Origin of the sequence: Microcoleus sp. Pol12B5 (genome assembly GCF_036701335.1) — a bacterium.
Lineage (GTDB): Bacteria > Cyanobacteriota > Cyanobacteriia > Cyanobacteriales > Microcoleaceae > Microcoleus.
In genome coordinates this window covers 202,839-221,021 of the sequence record NZ_JAUBQQ010000003.1, presented here as the reverse complement: position 1 = coordinate 221,021, position 18,183 = coordinate 202,839, and the positions used below count along the sequence as shown (strand labels likewise).

15 protein-coding genes are annotated in these 18,183 nt (G+C 44.8%); 8 read left to right on the top strand and 7 right to left on the bottom strand.

Annotated features, from left to right (window positions below; genetic code table 11):
* The first annotated feature begins 176 nt into the window (after window positions 1–176).
* Window positions 177–1,952, top strand: a complete 1,776-nt coding sequence (locus QUA24_RS03275; protein ID WP_333227169.1) for a hypothetical protein — start codon at window positions 177–179, stop codon at window positions 1,950–1,952.
* Window positions 1,953–2,068: 116 nt separating this feature from the next.
* Here the strand turns inward: QUA24_RS03275 and gloA are convergent, their stop codons facing one another.
* The 4 genes from gloA to QUA24_RS03255 form a co-directional block, all read right to left on the bottom strand.
* Window positions 2,069–2,497 carry a lactoylglutathione lyase gene (gloA, locus tag QUA24_RS03270; RefSeq protein ID WP_333227167.1) on the bottom strand — a complete coding sequence of 143 codons (429 nt, stop codon included), beginning with the start codon at window positions 2,495–2,497 and terminating at the stop codon, window positions 2,069–2,071.
* A gap of 110 nt (window positions 2,498–2,607) precedes the next feature.
* Complete coding sequence (locus tag QUA24_RS03265; protein ID WP_333227165.1) at window positions 2,608–3,120, bottom strand: cupredoxin domain-containing protein; 513 nt, start codon at window positions 3,118–3,120, stop codon at window positions 2,608–2,610.
* Window positions 3,121–3,139: 19 nt separating this feature from the next.
* A complete protein-coding gene (locus tag QUA24_RS03260) occupies window positions 3,140–5,395 on the bottom strand; it encodes a heavy metal translocating P-type ATPase (protein WP_333227163.1) in 2,256 nt (751 codons plus the stop codon).
* Between the two features lie 36 nt (window positions 5,396–5,431).
* Window positions 5,432–5,626 (bottom strand): heavy-metal-associated domain-containing protein, encoded by a 195-nt coding sequence (locus tag QUA24_RS03255; RefSeq protein ID WP_333227161.1) that lies wholly within the window; start codon window positions 5,624–5,626, stop codon window positions 5,432–5,434.
* Window positions 5,627–5,948: 322 nt separating this feature from the next.
* Between QUA24_RS03255 and QUA24_RS03250 the strand changes: the two genes are divergently transcribed.
* From QUA24_RS03250 to QUA24_RS03220, 7 genes are all read left to right on the top strand, one after another.
* Entirely contained in the window at window positions 5,949–6,659 is a 711-nt protein-coding gene (locus QUA24_RS03250) for a DUF305 domain-containing protein (protein WP_333227159.1), read from the top strand.
* 21 nt (window positions 6,660–6,680) lie between these two features.
* Complete coding sequence (locus QUA24_RS03245; RefSeq protein WP_333227158.1) at window positions 6,681–6,806, top strand: hypothetical protein; 126 nt, start codon at window positions 6,681–6,683, stop codon at window positions 6,804–6,806.
* Window positions 6,807–7,014: 208 nt separating this feature from the next.
* Window positions 7,015–7,212 carry a hypothetical protein gene (locus QUA24_RS03240; protein WP_333227156.1) on the top strand — a complete coding sequence of 66 codons (198 nt, stop codon included), beginning with the start codon at window positions 7,015–7,017 and terminating at the stop codon, window positions 7,210–7,212.
* A 193-nt stretch (window positions 7,213–7,405) separates the two neighbouring features.
* Window positions 7,406–9,271 carry an efflux RND transporter periplasmic adaptor subunit gene (locus QUA24_RS03235; RefSeq protein ID WP_333227154.1) on the top strand — a complete coding sequence of 622 codons (1,866 nt, stop codon included), beginning with the start codon at window positions 7,406–7,408 and terminating at the stop codon, window positions 9,269–9,271.
* A gap of 237 nt (window positions 9,272–9,508) precedes the next feature.
* Entirely contained in the window at window positions 9,509–10,750 is a 1,242-nt protein-coding gene (locus QUA24_RS03230; RefSeq protein ID WP_333227152.1) for an ABC transporter substrate-binding protein, read from the top strand.
* 250 nt (window positions 10,751–11,000) lie between these two features.
* A complete protein-coding gene (locus QUA24_RS03225) occupies window positions 11,001–14,114 on the top strand; it encodes an efflux RND transporter permease subunit (RefSeq protein WP_333227150.1) in 3,114 nt (1,037 codons plus the stop codon).
* A gap of 39 nt (window positions 14,115–14,153) precedes the next feature.
* The gene (locus tag QUA24_RS03220; protein WP_333159713.1) at window positions 14,154–14,633 is read left to right on the top strand and encodes a hypothetical protein; all 480 of its coding nucleotides are present in this window, start codon (window positions 14,154–14,156) and stop codon (window positions 14,631–14,633) included.
* A gap of 142 nt (window positions 14,634–14,775) precedes the next feature.
* On the opposite strand, the gene QUA24_RS03215 is transcribed toward QUA24_RS03220, so the two are convergent.
* The 3 genes from QUA24_RS03215 to QUA24_RS03205 all read right to left on the bottom strand — a co-directional run bounded on the left by QUA24_RS03215 (window position 14,776) and on the right by QUA24_RS03205 (window position 17,993).
* Window positions 14,776–15,729: an FTR1 family protein gene (locus QUA24_RS03215; protein WP_333227148.1), complete on the bottom strand. Its 954-nt coding sequence runs from the start codon at window positions 15,727–15,729 to the stop codon at window positions 14,776–14,778.
* A gap of 73 nt (window positions 15,730–15,802) precedes the next feature.
* Window positions 15,803–16,831, bottom strand: coding sequence for a helix-hairpin-helix domain-containing protein (locus QUA24_RS03210; protein WP_333227146.1), 1,029 nt, complete (start codon window positions 16,829–16,831; stop codon window positions 15,803–15,805).
* A gap of 157 nt (window positions 16,832–16,988) precedes the next feature.
* Entirely contained in the window at window positions 16,989–17,993 is a 1,005-nt protein-coding gene (locus QUA24_RS03205) for a multicopper oxidase domain-containing protein (protein WP_333227144.1), read from the bottom strand.
* Window positions 17,994–18,183: the final 190 nt, after the last annotated feature.

Here is an 18,183-nt window from a genome sequence, read left to right as displayed (position 1 = left end):
AACTAGCTTTATAGGAAAAATCTAGGCTTAAGTTATAATAAATTTCCTCGTGAAACCGGGTTTCAAATTCCCTATGCGTCCAGGACGAATATTGACAAAAAGCAGCAGTAGATGTAAAATTGAAATGAGCATCAAACAACAGCGTCAAGATATAGTAATTGTCATCGCGACAAATTATGACGAGCAATGTGTGGAAACTCGATCGCACTAACATCCCTGAGTCAAGGGGGTGCAGCGGCACAGCACTCATCTTCCTTCTCACTAAATATACTCAACCTTGGCAAAGAATAAACCTAGTTGAAAAATTCCTGCAACAGTGCGGCATCGAGCCTTTTGCTGAAGTTTTGGGCGTACCCAACAGCGGAATATTCAGAGAAAATATACCGCAAGCCGTCAGAAAACCGCATCCGAATTTGCTGTTTCGGGCTTTGGCAATTCAGGCATTGGGGAATGTGCGAGAGGGGCTGATATCAAGTGAGAGAGAAGCTAGAGCAAGTGATTTTAGCAAAAATCTGCTGGCGGCGTTAGAACAGGAAGCGCGAGGGGGAGCGACTCCTTTAATTCGGTGGTCTGCGTCTGTTAGTATTAAGTCAATTTGGTTGGATGAAGCAGGGCAATGGCAAGGCAAGGAAGGTGCTGTCAATGCCACAATCAATGCAGAGGAAATTGAGCGACGGGTTGTAGAAGAGCAAATTCAACTATTAGCAAGCAACAAAATTGCTTTAGGTGACAGCAGCAGACATGACCGCCACAAGGGATATGAGAATTGTCTCGATTTTTGGGTGTACGGCCCTAGCTGGCTGTTGCCCAGTCTGCCAATGGATTGCGAAGAATATCTGTTTTGGATCGATCGAGTATTTGCTGCGATCGCACTTACGGGCCCGTACAAATTGAATGCTGAAAACGATGCAGCGGTAACAAACTTTTTGGAAGTTGCAGAAAATAATTTTAATGACTGGGAATTCTCTAAAATACTTGCCAAAATTTTTGAGTTCCTGCACCACCCGGAAGCAAAAGTGAAAAATCTAGCTACAATTATTTTAGAACCTTACAAAGATAAGCTAGACCGAAAATCGGCGCAGATTATGACAGCGCTGGTATATAAATTTAAGGTAAAATATCAGCCCTTAGAATGTCTGACTCTTCCCGAAATAGAAGAGTACAAAGCGTCACTGTATTTCGGTCAAATGGAAATTGACGACTTGTATGGTGAGGCTTTGTCGCTGTGTGGCGATCGGGATGTCGAACTCGCAAGTTTATTGTCAGCTAAACAAAGGGAATCCCAAAATACTCTAGAGGAGCATATCAACAATCTCAGCAAGTTAGTTAAGTCAATCATAAATTGCCAGAGCTTGTTAGATGCTAATAGGGAACTTTTGTATTTGACTGTAGATCGGCTGGAAAAATGGGATTACACTCTAGACAATAAACTGGCGGCGCACCGCAAACAAATCCAAAACCTGAGCTTGGATAAAAGTACATCCGAGCAGTGCATAAACCTGGACAATGAACTCAATTATATCAGAGATGCTTTGCAGTATACTTTGTATGAAATCACCTCAAATATTAACAGCCAAATTAGAGAGTTAGAACTTTCTGCGTCCAAAAATAGCAAGACTGCAACAGATATGTTTAAGTGGACGTGGCTATTATTCAGGGTGGGGTTTTCAGTAGGGCTGTTTTTGTATTTATCGGATTTAGTGATTAAGTGGATATTCGCGGTCAGCTACACAAGCGAATTTTTAGTTTATTGGACTATTTTATTTAGTGTGATAGTAGTATTTTTGTTAGTATTATCTGTATTTTTTTCTGGCATCGCTGCTTTAGACCAGCGCCGAGAATCTAAATTACTTCCAAAATTTGATAGCTTAAGCCAAATAGGGAGCAGTTTTTCTATATTGTGGCAAAAAATTTATTTGCAGCAGTTTGTCCCGTCGGTGCGATCGAATTAAAAGTTTCAGTTGACAGTTGTGGGTACGACTGTTGACAGTTTTGGGTATGAATGTTGTCTAAACGAAAATGGAAGGGGGAAGATAGTTTTTCCTTCCCCTTCCCCCTCTTAAGAAAGTTAAGATGCGGTTGTTGCTGCTACTTTCTGGGTGTTGCTACCTTGATTTTCCAGTTGAATTAATTCAACTTTATATCCATCTGGATCTTGCACAAAAGCGATGACAGTTGAACCGTGCTTCATCGGGCCGGGTTCGCGACTAACTTTACCGCCACGAGCTTTAATTTCTTCGCAAGTACCGTAAATGTCGTCAACGCCGATCGCAATATGACCGTAAGCATCACCCAAATTGTACTCTGTGACGCCCCAGTTGTATGTTAATTCCAAAACTGTAGTGTCTGATTCCTCGCCGTAGCCAACAAAAGCCAGAGTAAATTTACCGTCTGGATAGTCCTTTTGCCGCAGCAATTTCATGCCCAGAACCTCAGTGTAAAATTTGAGGGACTCTTCCAGGTTGCCGACTCGGAGCATCGTGTGTAGTAGTTGCATTTAGCTCACTCCAAATTTTTAAAGCTTTAATCTATTTTAGCGATTTCTTGCTGAAAAAACTCGCACCTCAACCGTCGCCATTGCCACAGGTTGATAACTGTCTATTTGATTTAGCTTTGTACTTCCACCACACCCCTAAACATATTCATGCCGCAAGTAAATAGGTATCGTCCAGGTTTTTGAGGGGTGAATTCAACAGCCGTCACCTGATTTAGAGGTAATTCGCGCACAATGTGAAAATCTGGTAACAACACTTTTTCCAGACAACTGTTGGGGTCGCGCCTCAAGAAATTAAGCCGGACTAATTTACCTGCTTTCACAACTACAGTGGCAGGCTCATAACCCCCGTCTACAGTAATAGTCAACTCTTGTATCCCCTGAATATATTCAGCTTTCTGCCCTTTAGCTTTACTGAACAAAAACCACCACAATTCCAAACCTATTAATGTCAAACCACCTATTGTTACGCCAACTTTTAAACCTAGTGGCTGTTCAATGCTGCGGAATTGAGTCGTTGAAGTAGAATGCGGGACGGACATTTTGGAAGCTTGAACTCCCGATGCCATTCCCATCACAAGTCCTAAACTCGCGAGACTTCCCCAAATTTGACGATGGTGTAACATTTTTCTCATTCCTCCAAATTTATGCACTAGATTTGGCTTGAAAGTTCCGTAATCGCAAAGCATTAGTAACTACAGAGACTGAACTGAAAGCCATTGCTGCACCGGCGATAATTGGATTTAGCAGCCAGCCAAAAATGGGGTACAAAATTCCCGCCGCGATCGGTATTCCAGCGATGTTATAAATAAACGCAAAAAACAGATTTTCCCGGATGTTCCGCATGGTGGCGCGGGAAAGTTTAATTGCTGTAACTATGCCTTGCAAATCGCCTGAAATTAAGGTAATGTCGCTGGCTGCGATCGCCACATCTGTGCCGGTGCCGATCGCAATTCCCACGTCTGCTAAGGCCAAAGCCGGTGCATCGTTTATCCCGTCTCCCACCATAGCGACAATTTTTCCTCCCCGTTGCAGGGCTTGGATTTGAGCTGCTTTTTGGTCGGGTCTAACTTCAGCAAAAACACGAGTAATTCCCACGGATTGGGCGATCGACTCCGCAGTCGCGCGGTTATCCCCCGTCAGCATCGCCACCTCCAAACCAAGTTTTTGAAGTGCTTTCACCGCCTGCGCTGACGACGGTTTGAGAGCATCCGCAATGCCCAGAATTGCCTCTATTTTGCCTTCTACAGCCATCCAAACAACCGTTTTGCTCGCAGCTTCCAAAGCTCTCGCGCGCAGTTCCAGATATTCAGTATCGCAGCCGAGTTCGTGCATCCACCTCAGCGTTCCCAAGGCGATCGACTTTCCGGCTACAACTCCGCGAACACCACTTCCCGCGATCGCCTCAAAATCCTTAACATCCGTCAAATTAACCTCTTGAGATTGAGCGTACCTCACAACAGCTTCTCCCAAAGGATGCTCCGAATTTCGCTCTACAGACGCCGCCAATTGCAGCAACTTTAACTCATTGCTATTCTCGGTTCCTTTAATTGTCACAAAATCAGTTACAGTCGGCTTGCCTTCTGTGAGAGTTCCCGTTTTATCTAACACGATAATTTGGATTTGGTGAGCCAATTCTAAACTTTCGGCTCCTTTAATTAAAATCCCATTTTCTGCACCTTTCCCAGTTCCCACCATCACAGCAGTCGGAGTCGCCAAACCCAAAGCGCAGGGACAAGCAATAATTAAGACTCCCACCATTGTCACGGTCGCTAGAGTGAAGTTTCCCGTCGTGTTAAACCAGATAATGAAAGTAGCTAAAGCGACGGCAATTACTACAGGAACAAACCAACCAGTCACTTGGTCTGCTAACTTTTGAATCGGTGCTTTTGAACCCTGTGCGTCCTGCACCATCTTGACAATTTGAGCTAAAAATGTATCTTTGCCAACTCTTGTCGCCCGAAACTTGAAGCTGCCAGTTTTGTTAATTGTGGCTCCGATAACTTCGTCGCCAAGCTGCTTTTTGACAGGCAAACTTTCTCCCGTAACCATTGCTTCGTCTACCGTCGAAGCACCCTCAATAACATCTCCATCTACGGGGATTTGCTCGCCCGGCCGCACCTGCACGATGTCGCCAACCTCCACTTGGGCGATCGGCACTTCCAACTCTTCCCCGTTGCGAACTATCCGAGCAGTTTTTGCTTGCAAACCCATTAGTTTCCGAATGGCTTCGGAAGTCTCTCCCTTCGCCCGATTTTCTAGGGTTTTCCCCAACAAAATTAAGGCGATAACGCTGGCTGCTACTTCATAGTAAACGCTAGGAGTCAAACCTTGGGCTGTCAAGAAACCGGGAAAAAATGTCACAAATACAGAATAAAAGTAAGCAGCACTCGTTCCCAAGGCAATCAAGGTATCCATTGTCGCCACCCGCCGTTTGAAGGATTTCCAAGCTCCTACATAAAACGATTTGCCGCACCAAAATTGTACGGGGGATGTCAGGACTAATTGCAGCCAAAAATTGTGCAGCCATGGGGGAATAAATGGCAGATGCAAGCCGGTCATCGCTGGAATAGCGCCCACAAATAGCAGGATGCTTATGATACCTGCTGTCCAGAGCTTCCGCTGCAAGGTTTGAGATTCAGATTTGCGATCGGCTTGTTCGGAATCATCCTCTGGCGCCGCCATTTCTTGAAGCGGCAAAGCTTGGTATCCCGCAGCATCAACAGCCGATTGAATTGTTTCTAAGTTGGTTTGCTTGGAGTCGTATTGGATGGTTGCTTGTTCCATCCCAAAATTGACATGACACTCAATTACGCCGGGAACTGATTTAATTGCTTGTTCGATAGATGAAGCACAAGAAGCACAACTCATGCCCCGCAATTTAAGTGTGAGATTGTCCATATATGCCATCCTCAATGAGACATTTACCCTTTGTCTTTAAATAGTTGGATAGCCCGCCGATGCGATCGCTTTCCTAACTTCACTTTCTGACTTAGCGGTTTGAATCGTGACCAATTTTGTCTTGAGATCGGCCTCAACCTTTGAGGCTGAGTCAATGGTTTGGACTGCTTTTGCGATCATAGTCGCACAAGCAGAACAAGCCATCTTAGGAACTTTTAGCTGTAAAGTCATAATTTCAACCTCAGCAGAAACTACTCTGCTCAATCAATGAATTAACTCCATTGTAAAGTCTCCAGTACACAGGAGAGTCAAGGGGAATTGCAAAATAAATCAGGAATTATAACAAAAGCGGTTTGACACCCTACCCATAGGGGTAAGGCGCGGACTGTGTACCCTACATAATTAGATTCAAGTGAGTTCTGTAAATCTTAAATTTGAGTGCGCTCGAGGGCAGAGCAATAATTCTTTACAAGTTCGCCGCAAAAATTTCATCCTAATTTCATTTATATGTGAAAAGCTGAAGATTAATGGCCGTTTTAAGGATATAAGCTCTATGAAACCAATTTCATTGAAAACAGGCTTTGCAGCACTGATGTTGACCGCCACAGCCGCTTTAACCAGTGGAGTGCTTGCAGCTTGTTCAAAAGCCCCTTCCAGCGAAACTCAAGCCCCAAATGTTACGGCTGCAACCGAAGCAAACAATAAGCAAAACGTGGCCCAAGGCGGTGGCATGAATCATGGCATGAATCACGATATGTCAATGGATTTAGGCCCTGCTGATGCCGACTACGATTTGCGATTTATTGATGGCATGACAGTACACCATCAAGGTGCTGTAAACATGGCTCAAGATGTGCTTAAACAATCCAAACGCCCGGAAATGAAAAAACTTGCCACTGATATAATTGCTGCTCAAAACCGCGAAATAAATCAAATGAAAGAGTGGCGAAAAACTTGGTATCCCAAAGCCAGCAGTACGCCGATGGCTTATCACGGTCCCATGGGTCACATGATGGCAATGACTCCCGAACAAATGCAAAGCATGATGATGAGCATGGATTTAGGGGCCGCTGACGCCCAATTTGACTTGCGATTTATTAATGCGATGATTCCTCACCACGAAGGAGCTTTAGTGATGGCCCAAGATGCTTTGAAGAAGTCAAAACGCCCGGAAATGAAGAAATTAGCTCAAGAAATTCTGACTTCGCAAAAGCAAGAAATTCAGCAAATGAAACAGTGGCGCCAAGCTTGGTATAAACAGTAATTTAGCTGCCGTAAACAAAACATGACACAAATCTACAAGATGAGTGACATGAATCACGTTAGGTCAAATGTTCAGGAAATACTTGCTTCACAAAAGCCAGAAATTGAAGAAATGAAAAAGTGGCGACAACTTTGGTACAAACAGTAATTTAGCTCGACTGTGGCTGTCAGAATTTAGAATTTGTCTGACTCCACCTCAGTTTCCTGAGAGTACCTACACATACTGTAGATAATTGAACCGTCCTACGTCTAAAGTAGTAGAAACTTAGGTAAGAATACTGTAGACAATGGATCAGCTCTACCTCTAAAGTAGTAGATAGGTCAGCAAAAAGCTATATACATAGAGAAGGTAGTTTATGATATTGAATAGCTTGGAATTAAACGCCACTTATAAATCAAATGCAGCCGTAGATGAGCTAGTGAGCGCATTGACAAACGAAATTGAAGCGCGAGCAGAGATTAAAAAAACGGAAAAAAATCTACAGCCCAATCGCTTGTCATTAGGCGAAACTTATCTTCGTATTTTAGAATCTGGTGGGCATCTGGGCTGCTGATGCGAAATTTCATCCTAATTTCATTTGACCGTGAAATACTAGGTTGAGTAGAGCATTTTTAGCTCTCGGTCATTGCTTAGCGGTCGCTTCTTGGAAAATGCTAATAAGTAACTTTACTTAATGGGTATCACTTACTTACCTTAGCAAAATACCAACTGCTAAACCTGTGGCACTCAACATGATTTCAAGGACAATGCCAACGATGATATTTCATAAATATGCTCAATGTCCGGCAATTATTAGCAGCTTTTCGGGAAGTTTGTTCAGCCTAATTTTGCTAAGTTATCCTGCCGCTGTTTTTGCCCACGCGGGCCACGGAAATGAATTTCACCATAGCGGCGAAACAACTGAAACTCCTGCTGCTATTTCTGTCGATGCCGAAACAGCAAAACGGTTAGGAATTAAAATCTCCCCTGCCACGCGCCAGAGACTAGATATCGGCATTAAAACTACTGGAGAAATTGAAACTTTACCCAACGAAAAAGTAGAAGTTACGGCTCCTGTTGCTGGGAAAGTAGTAGAGTTGCTGGTTAAGCCTGGGGACAAAGTATCAAAAGGTCAAGCCCTTGCGGTTGTATCGAGTTCAGAATTAGGACAATTGCGGGTTGAATCTCTCTCGAAACGTGCCGAAGCTGAGGCCGATTTGCAGCAAGCGGAAGGAGATTTCAAACTAGCACGAGAAAATTCCGATCGCCAACTTCAAATATCCGCAGCAGAAATCGCCCAAGCCCAAACCCAATTGACAGCGGTAACTAAGCAGTACCAGCGAGAACAAGAATTAGTAAACAAGCGTTCAGTTGTGCAAGCCGCTCAAGAAAACTATCAACGTCAAGTTGAAATATCGCAAGCTGAAATAGCGCGGGCCGAAACAGAATTAACTATTGCTAAAGAACAGTTCGATCGCGACAAAGAATTAGCGGCATCAGGAGCGATCGCGCGGCGCACAATGCTGGAATCGCAAGCCCACTTCGCCGAAGCAAAAGCCGCTGTTGCTAAGGCAAAAAGCCGTCCTGAAGTTATCAAAGCCGAAACCGAAATTAAACAAGCCGAAGTAGACCTCCCTATGCGGGAATTGCGGGAGTCTCAAGGCAGAGTAGCAGAAGCAAAAGCTCAACTTACCAGAGCTCAGAGCCGCCGGGAAGTCCTAGAAGCCGAGAACCAACTCAAACGCGGCAAAACTGCCGTCGAAGTCGCTCAGTCGCGCATTCGCTTGGCTGATGCAGCCTATCAAGCGCGACTGCAACAATTAGGAACTGTTGCCAACGATCGAGGACTCGTTACCGTAGTTGCTCCGATTTCGGGCACGGTAGCCGATCGCGAAATCACCCCAGGCGAGTCAGTAAACGCTGAAAAACCGTTGATGAGCCTCTTAAATGACAGCCGCGTTTTGGCCACAGCCAACATTTACGAAAAAGACCTGAATCAAGTAAAACAGGGTCAGGAAGTCAGGGTAAAAGTCTCTAATTTACCCGATCGCACTTTCAATGGAAAAATCGCCTTAATTGGGTCATCCGTGTCAGGAGAAACGCGGGTTGTGCCGGTGAAAGCAGAACTAGATAATATTAACGGCGAATTAAAGCCCGGACTGTTTGCTGAGTTGGAGATTTTAACAGACAAAACTGCCACAAATATTTTAGCAATTCCGAGTGCGGCGGTAGTGGATGTTAGCGGGAAAAAAACCGTTTACGTCCAAAATGGCAATGCTTATCAAGCGGTTGAAATTGAACTCGGTCAAACTGCCGGAGATTTAGTTGAAGTCAAGAGGGGTTTATTCGAGGGAGATTTGATAGTAACGCAGCGAGCACCTCAACTTTACGCACAATCTTTGCGGGGACCCAGCAAGCCCTCAAAAGACGAGGCAAAGAAAAAGGCATTTCCAAAGGCAACAGAGGTTAATTTTAATAATTTACCCGTGTCTTTATGGTGGGCGGGAATAGGGGGAGGAGTTGCGATCGCATCCCTGACTTTTGCAGCAGGGGTTTGGTGGGGAAATCGGCGCGAAGAAAGTTCGGCAGCGGATTTTGTAACGGATGTAACGGATGTCAGGAAGAAGGCATAATGCGGTAACTTTGTTAACTGTCAACTGTCAACTGTTTAAATGTTCAGCACTATTCTTAGATGAGTAATTAACCGCCGCTGGCTAGTTTCGCATTATCCCAGTTGGCGAAAGTTCGGAGTAAGGTAGAATTACCAATTACCAATTCCCAATTCCCAATTCCCAATTCCCAACTACCAATTACCTAACTAAATGTTCAGGACTATTGTAGTTGCACATACTCACTGCGGAAGTCCTAAGATGTTTAAGAAAAGTATCTTTACTCACATTCTCACCTCGTTCATCACTTTTGTACTGGTTGTTGCTTGCAGTCAAACCAATCAACCTACCACCACCACCACTAATACTCCGAGCAATACACCAGCAGCAGCTACACCCAATTGGGCCACTGCCCTTCCAATTGGAGCAGCATTCTCGCAAACCAGCAACTATGCTCTTTTAGCTCAGGAATCAGTGGGTGGTGCCAAAATTGCTGAGAAATATTTCAACGACAGGGGAGGTGTTAATGGTACTCCTATTAAAATGGTGTTTCAAGACACTGGAGGAGATGAAGCAGGAGCCATCAACGCCTTCCAAACTCTAATTAATCAAGATCGAGTGGTTGGCATTGTTGGGCCCTCGTCTTCTCAGCAGGCATTTAGTGCCAATCCAATCGCAGAACGAGCAAAAGTGCCAGTCATTGGCGCATCGAATACTGCCAAAGGGATTCCTGAGATTGGTGAGTATATTGCCCGTGTCTCTGCACCTATTTCGCTTGTAGCTCCCAATGCAGTAAAGGCAGCGCTTAAGCTTAATCCTAAGATTAAAAAAGTCGCTGTCTTTTATGCTCAAAATGACGCTTTCACGACATCGGAGACAAAAATTTTCCAGCAAGCGATTAAAAACCAAGGGCTGGATATCGTCACCGTCCAAAAGTTCCAAACTACTGACACGGACTTCCAAGCTCAAATTGGTAATGCACTCGCTCTCCAACCCGACTTAGTTGTTATTTCAGGACTGGCAGCCGATGGAGGTAACTCGATCCGGCAACTGCGGGAACTGGGTTATCAAGGTACGATCGTTGGCGGCAATGGTTTGAACACCTCTAATATCTTCTCGGTGTGTCAAGCACTCTGCGATGGTATTATCATTGCTCAAGCCTATAGTCCCGAAGCCCCCGGCGAAATCAATGCTGCCTTCCGCGATGCTTATGTAAAGCAAAACAAGAAGGAACCACCGCAGTTTAGTGCTAAAGCCTTCACGGCCGTACAAGTATTCGTGGAAGCCTTGAAAGCTTTGGATAGTAAAACCAAACTCAGCGCGTTGTCATTGGCAGAGTTACGCACAAAGCTGAATCAGCAAATCCTAGCTGGAAAGTACAATACTCCTCTCGGTCAAATTGCCTTTACCCCTGAAGGTGAAGTTCTACAGAGCCAGTTTTACATTGCTCAAATCAAGATGGATGTAGATGGAAATAATGGCAAGTTCATCTTTTTGAAGTAAGTCAAAAGAGTGCATCTTATATGATTTGAGATTTGAGATGACTTATCAATCGGGGTTAAATCTTAAAATATTTCATCCTAATTTCATTTTTGGGTGTCAAGCTAAATATAATGGCTATTTAACACTGTTCATCCAAGGAATCGCGGGAAAAGCTACGGCAGTCGGAGCCTTTAATATCTGCTAAATTTTATTGTTAAATAGTCGATCGCCCAACGGTGGCTGGTAGTCATCACCTCTATAAAATCATAAAATGTTCAGCACTATTCTTAGATGGGTAATTAACCGCCGCTGGCTAGTCGTTATCGCCACCATTATTGTTAGTCTGTGGACATTTTCTATCATCCCCAAAATGTCCCTTGATGTCTTCCCTCCTTTTGCACCCCCGCAAGTCGAAATTCAGACGGAAGCACCAGGGCTCGCGCCGGAAGAAATCGAGTCTTTGGTAACACTGCCGATCGAAAGTGCGATTAACGGAACTCCTGGGGTGACAGCAGTGCGATCGTCTTCGGCTGTGGGTCTTTCTGCGGTTAAGGTAATCTTTGATTGGGGAACTGAAATTTATCAAGCGCGCCAGTTGATAACAGAACGGTTGCAGCAAGCACAAAGCAAACTCCCGGCTGGGGTAGAAACACCGCAAATTTCTCCCACAACTTCTCCTGTGGGCACTGTTATCACCTATGCTTTTACATCAGAAACTACTCCTTTGATGGAAGTGCGCCGTCTAGTTGACTGGCAAGTCACAAATCGGCTTTTGGCAGTGACTGGCGTTGCTCAAGTAGTAGCTTACGGCGGCGAAGAAAGGCAGTATCAAGTATTAGTTGAACCTGCCAAGTTGAAAGCTTTTAATGTGTCGTTGCAGCAAGTTGCTGAAGCGGCTGCTGCTGCGAATGTTAACGCGCCGGGGGGGTATTTAATTACGCCGGATCGAGAAACTTTAATCCGCGGGGTGGGGCGGATTGAGTCTCTGGAAGATTTGCAGCAATCTGCGATCGCCTCTCGCCACGGAACACCTGTCAGAATTGGTGATGTAGCTGATGTCAAAATTGGTGCTGCAATCAAGCGGGGCGATGGCAGTTTTAACGGCAAAAAAGCTGTGATTGTGATGGTAAACAGACAGCCAGTTGCTGATACTCCGACAGTAACTAAAGCGGTTGAGGCAGCAATGGCTGAGGTGCAGCAAGCTCTGCCCAAAGATATTAAAGTTACTGTGACTTTTCGACAGGAAGAATATATTAATTCCTCGGTGGAGAATGTGCGATCGGCTTTAGTTGAAGGCAGCATCATTGTCACCCTTATTCTCATCCCGTTTTTGATGAATTGGCGGACTCTGGCGGTTGTTTTGCTGGATTTCTTTTTGACTTGGCTGTTGGCGCTGCTGGCGATGTATTGGCTGGGGCTGGGGCTGAATACGATGACTTTGGGGGGTTTGTCGGTGGCGATCGGCACTGCGATCGACGATGCGATCGTCTATGCGGAAAATACCTACCGCAACTTGAGAGAAAATACGTCTTCTCTTCATCCGCGTCCGGTGATGGATGTGATTTTTGACGGCAGTCAGGAGGTGCGCGATTCGTTAATTGGAGCGACTGTTATTGGGATTGTGGTGTTTTCTCCTATTTTTACTTTGCCCGGTGTAGAAGGTCGAATTTTTACGCCGATGGGGATTACTTATCTGGTAGTTGTTGTGATTTCTAGTCTGGAATCGCTGTTAATATCTCCGGCACTTTGCGCTATCTTGTTGCCTAACAAACGTATGAGCGCTGCGGAACCTTGGCTGCCGATATTTTGCAAAAAAATATATCATTTTTTGATAAAATTGTCAATGCGCTATTCGGGGATTATTTTAGCTTTTGCTGCTGCTAGTATGGTGGCTGCACTAATTATTTTGCCATCCTTTGGACGGGTGTTTTTGCCGGAGTTTCAGGAGCAAACTTTGGTGAATACTATTCAGCTTTATCCGGGGGTGTCTTTGGAGACAACAGATAGCGCGGCTTTTGCTATTGAAGATGCACTTAAGGATGATAGCAGGTTTGAATACGTGCAAGTGCGATCGGGCCGAGCTCCGGGAGATGCTGATGCTGCGGGAGTTAATTTAGCTCACATCGATATCGGTTTGAGCGAGAAAGGGATGAAAAACAGGCCGAAAACTTTGGAGTCGCTGCGGCAGGAATTTGCTAGATTGCCGGGAGTTGCACCAAATATCGGCGGTTTTATTTCTCACCGGATGGATGAGGTTTTATCTGGTGTCAGAAGTCAGATTGCTGTCAAAATCTTTGGCCCTGATTTGGATCAACTTCGCAGCATCGGTGCAAAAGTTGAAGAGCAAATGAAAACAGTTGAAGGAATTGTGGATTTGCAACTTGAACCGCAGGTGCCAGTGCAACAAATTCAAATTAAGTTTAACCGTCAAGCTGCGGGTAGATACGGTTTGAAAATCGGAGAGCTTTCTGAAATAATTGAAACAGCTTTGAACGGCAAAGTGGTTTCTCAAGTTTTGGAGGTGCAGCAAACTTTTGACTTAGTTGTTTGGTTGCAGCCTGAAGCTCGAAATAACTTAGAAACTATTCAGAATTTGTTGGTTGATACTCCGAGCGGCAACAAAATTCCCCTGGCCCAAGTTGCTACTGTCAAATACGGTACGGGCCCAAATACGATTAATCGCGAGAATGTTTCTCGCTTGATTGTGGCGGCGGCGAATGCTAAAGGTAGGGATTTGCGATCGGTTGTGAATGAAATTCAAGCTAAAGTAAAACGAGAGGTGCAGTTGCCTTTTGGCTATTTTATCCAGTACGGCGGTCAATTTGAAGCTGAGCAAAGAGCTTCGCAAAATATTATCATATTTAGTGCGATCGCCTTTTTGGTAATTACAGTATTGATGTACTTGTCCGTCAAGTCCCTTCCTTCAACAGCTATGATTATGATTAATTTGCCGATCGGATTAGTAGGAGGAGTAATTGCGGTAGCTGTGACTGGCGGCATCATCTCTGTAGCTTCCCTAGTTGGCTTTGTCACATTATTCGGCGTTGCTACCCGTAACGGCTTGCTTTTAGTAGACAACTACAACACTAAATTTGCTGAAGGACTGCCTTTTAAGGAAGCAATTATTAAAGGTTCGATGGAACGGCTCAACGCCATCCTGATGACCGCTTTAACTTCAGCTTTGGGTTTAGCACCTTTAGTATTTGAAGGCGGGGCGGGCAAGGAAATTTTGCAACCGCTGTCAGTAGTAGTTTTAGGAGGTTTATTTACTTCTACAGCACTAACTCTGTTAGTTTTGCCAGCTTTGTATGCTCAATTTGGGACTTTTTTACGACCTCAAAAACCTCAGCCAGTTATTGAAGACGGTAAGGTAGTTAATGTGTGATATTTTTTAATTATTGTCCGTCAACAAGGAGTCAAACCAATGAAATCGCTCAAGTCTAGCTTAGTTATTCTAGGTAGTGTCGGATTGCTGTTTTTGGGAGCTTGCAGTAAAGGCGACCAAGCAAGCGATCCAAATAACAATCCAGCCTCTCCTCCTGTCGCCTCTCAACCTGCCTCTTCTACTCCCGCCACTGCTCCTGCAACAGCAACTAAAGGGGGACAAGTTGTAAAGTCTGGAGCTTACTATTTAGAGTTTGTACCTGAAAAAGAAGCTACCGGAACTCATTTAGATGTTTTTGTGCAAAAAGGGGAGAAAAAGGAACCAATTCCTAACGCCAAAGTGACGGCTCAAGTGCAGTTGCCGAATGGAAAGCAGCAAACCCTCGCTCTCAAGTATGATGCTGAGGGCAAACATTACGCTGTGGTGTTTCCCGGCAAAGATGCAGGAAGTTACCCCGTGAAAGTGACTGCGGATATTAACGGAGAAAAAGTTGACGGTCGTTTTACCTTCAATCAATAGATAGCTAATAGACGGTCGTTTTACCTTCAATCAATAGATAGCTAATAACTAATGCGCTCTAAGTTAGGGGCGGATTAGTTATTAGCAAGAAACAACTGCCTCCTGCATTTCCACTACAAAGCCGATCGCGTTTCGATCGCACTTAATTTCTTATTTCGTTACCTGAGTTTTTTTTGAATGGGAAAAACACTCTACCTGCCAAACTTTGGAAGTAGATGCCACCCACAGTACCTAAAAACATCAAATAGGCGATCGCCTGCACGACATAGAGCTTATCCGTGTAGCCAAACAGCGCACTCAACAACAAACCGGGAAACTTTTCTTCGGGAAGCAGTTGCGAGGTATTCCAAACCATCGGCCCGAGAATGCAAGAGTGGATTTTAGTAAATCTTTCGTAATAGAAACACAGTGCTGCTGATTCGCGATTTGTTTGCGATAAAATATTCATCGCGCTGTCAAAAATTCCCAAAGTAGATACCACTAAACCCGCTACAATAAAGAGCAATAAAATGCCCATATATTTGAAAAACAAGCGGATATTAATTTTAACTCCCCATTTAAATAGCAGGACGCCAAGTCCGGTGGCTGAGAGAATGCCCGCCAAAGCGCCGAGGGCTGGAATAATGCCTTGTTGAAACTTGGCGACGACAAACAAAACAGTTTCAAACCCTTCGCGCAAAACGGCAATAAAAACTAAACTAAATACGCCCCAACCAGCATGAGAGTTTTGCGTTAAGGCGGCACTCACAGCGCCTTCAACTTCTGCTTTCATAAATCGCGCTTGCTTGGTCATCCAAATCAGCATCCAACTCAGCATTGCGATCGCTATCAGCCCAAAGATTCCCTCTAGCAGCGACTCCATAATCGGTGCAAAAGGCTGATTGGATGCGGACAAAATTTGAATCGTCCAGCCGAACAGTACACCTATCAAAGCGCTGGCGATAAGTCCAACGCCAACACCACCGAAAACCCAAGGACTTAAATAACTTTGTCCAGACTTTTTGAGACAAGCTAGAACGATGCCGACAACTAAAGCGGCTTCGACTCCTTCGCGGAGGGTAATTACAAATGTGGGCAATGCTTCGCCAAAATTCATTTTTTTACTTGAGGTAATATCGGGAGGTAATTGGTAATTTTTTTACCAATTACCGTGGTTTCAGTTAACTTTTTTAAGAGGCCGGTTTGAGAACTTTTTGGCTGTCGCTTTCGATGGTTTTAACTAGCTGGTTGACTTGTTCGGTGGTTTTGACGGGGGCGGGGGGTGCGATCGCCGTTGGCCAATTTGTCTTCAGTTCAGCCATGTTAGCCACAATTGCTTTGTCAATTTCCGGGCTGGTTTTAGCCACTTGCTCGGCTATATCTTTGTACAGCATTTCCGCGTACATGACAAAACCCCGCGAATCTTGATATTCAATAATTGCGGAAATCTTGCCGTTAGCAACTGCGGCTCCGTATTCGGAATTAGCTGTATCTAGCAAGCCGTTAATCACTTGCAGCACGAATTTCGGATCTTTGCGCTGCGTTTCGGGAAGAGCGGCAATTGCTCCGTCAACTGCTTGCATTGATGTGTCAAATTCCGCCTTCACTTGAGCCGGATCTTTTGCACCTGCTTTAACTAAATCCTGCAATTTAATTAAAGTAGCCTTAAATTCGGGAATTTTACGCTCGTTTAGCTGATCTTCCACATCGGCATAAATTTCTTCGACTGGATGCCCGATGTGCGGTTCTGCCTGGTCTGGTTTGCCTTGATCCAATAGTTCTTGGGCTACGAAAAGATGCCCTTTCATTAAGCCAAGTTTAGTCATGTAGTCTACATCTTTGGGTTCGCCTGTCAGCACCACGTTTTCAATAGTTACCAAGTCTTTGATTTGGTCAAATTGGGCTTGAGTAATGACATTTTTTGAGACTAATTCTTCGACTTTGCCGTAAGGACGGCTGGCTTGAATCTTGTTAGAAAGTGCTGGTACTCCTAACTTGGCTTCGAGTTTATCTAACTCTGAAAGAATGGCAGTATTGATGTTGATGCCACCTTTGCCACCGTGATTCCCGCTGTGACCGCTTGTGGATGCGGGACTGGCTGTGGCAGCAGGTGAGGGTGTGCTGTCGGTGTTGCTAGCCGTGGGGGAAACGCAACCGGTCAGAGCAACGAGGATGGCTGTAGCAGTGACTGTAGGTAATAAGCGAAAGGATGGTAACATGGCAGTTGCTAATTTTTACGTTATGTGCATTTGGACCCACAACTTATTAAGAATAATTCTCAATTTGTGAGCTATTCATTCTACCTATTTGCGATCGAGCTTGTCAAATAATTTCATACTTTATTTGAATCGCTGCACCGTGGTAGCAGGATTTGGTTTAAGTGATGACTTCAAATACCCCCATGCAGCCTGCTTCGGCGATCACATCTTGATGGGGATGAAACATATATTTTCCAGGGTAGCCGTAGGTAAATTCTAATATATGTCTTTCAGCTACTCCCATGGTGATGACATCAGTTCTTTCACTGGGAGTTAAAGTCATTCCCGTGCGATATACGTCAAAAAAGTTGGCGTGCAAGTGGAAAGTTACTGCTGCTTCGTACTCAATCATGTTGAGAACATAGAGCCTGATCAACTGATTTTTGTAAATAGGGATCGGGTTATTCATATAATAATTTGGCAAGCCATTAAAAGCGTATAGTTCGTTTTTTTCGTCCTCATTTACGTCATATCCCCCCATGATTAACATGATTTCATCGGCGGGAGGGCGGGGTTTTGGCGGATCGATAATGAACATTCCATATAGTCCTTTACCGATGTGGCGTGTTACGGGAGCAATATGGCAGTGATATAGATGCACTCCATAAGGATTGGCATCGAATTCATAAATAAATACCGAACCGTTCCTCACTGGTTTAACGCCATCCATTTCTGTGGGGTGAATGCCGTGAAAGTGCAGCGAGTGAGAATGTCCACCTTTGTTAGAAAAGATGACGCGGATACGATCGCCCTCTGTTGCCCTCAATGTTGGCCCCGGCACGCGATTGTTGACGTTCCAGGTGTTGAAAGTGACGGCGCTGTTAAGTTGGACGATCGAAGTATTAGCTTCCAGGCGAAATTCCCGAACCGTGCGCCCGTTTTCGCGCGTCACCGTGCCGTAATCAAAATCCCGCGCAATTTGCATCGGGTTGATATTGCTGACGGTGAGTGCATCTACGGGGATTGGCGGAATTCTCGCAACTGATGCCGGTTTGCGAGTCAAGTTTTGAAGTGCGATCGCGCCGCCCGCTACCCCAGCCCCAGCTATTCCTAGCTGTAGCAGTTGGCGGCGACTCCAGCGTCCCGGCTTTTTCATCGCGGGACGATCGGATAAATCTGTCATACTTATTGAAAAGTTTTCTCAAATATTCACTCGTGGTTGATTATAAGACATTATTAGCTTGTTGTCAATTATTCTCAATAGTTCTCTTTTTCTGCGAATTCAGAAAATTTCATGCTGATTTCATCTCAGTATGTGAGCTTAAAGATTGGGGTAGATGCTGCCGATCGCTAACAATGTATAAGGATTTACC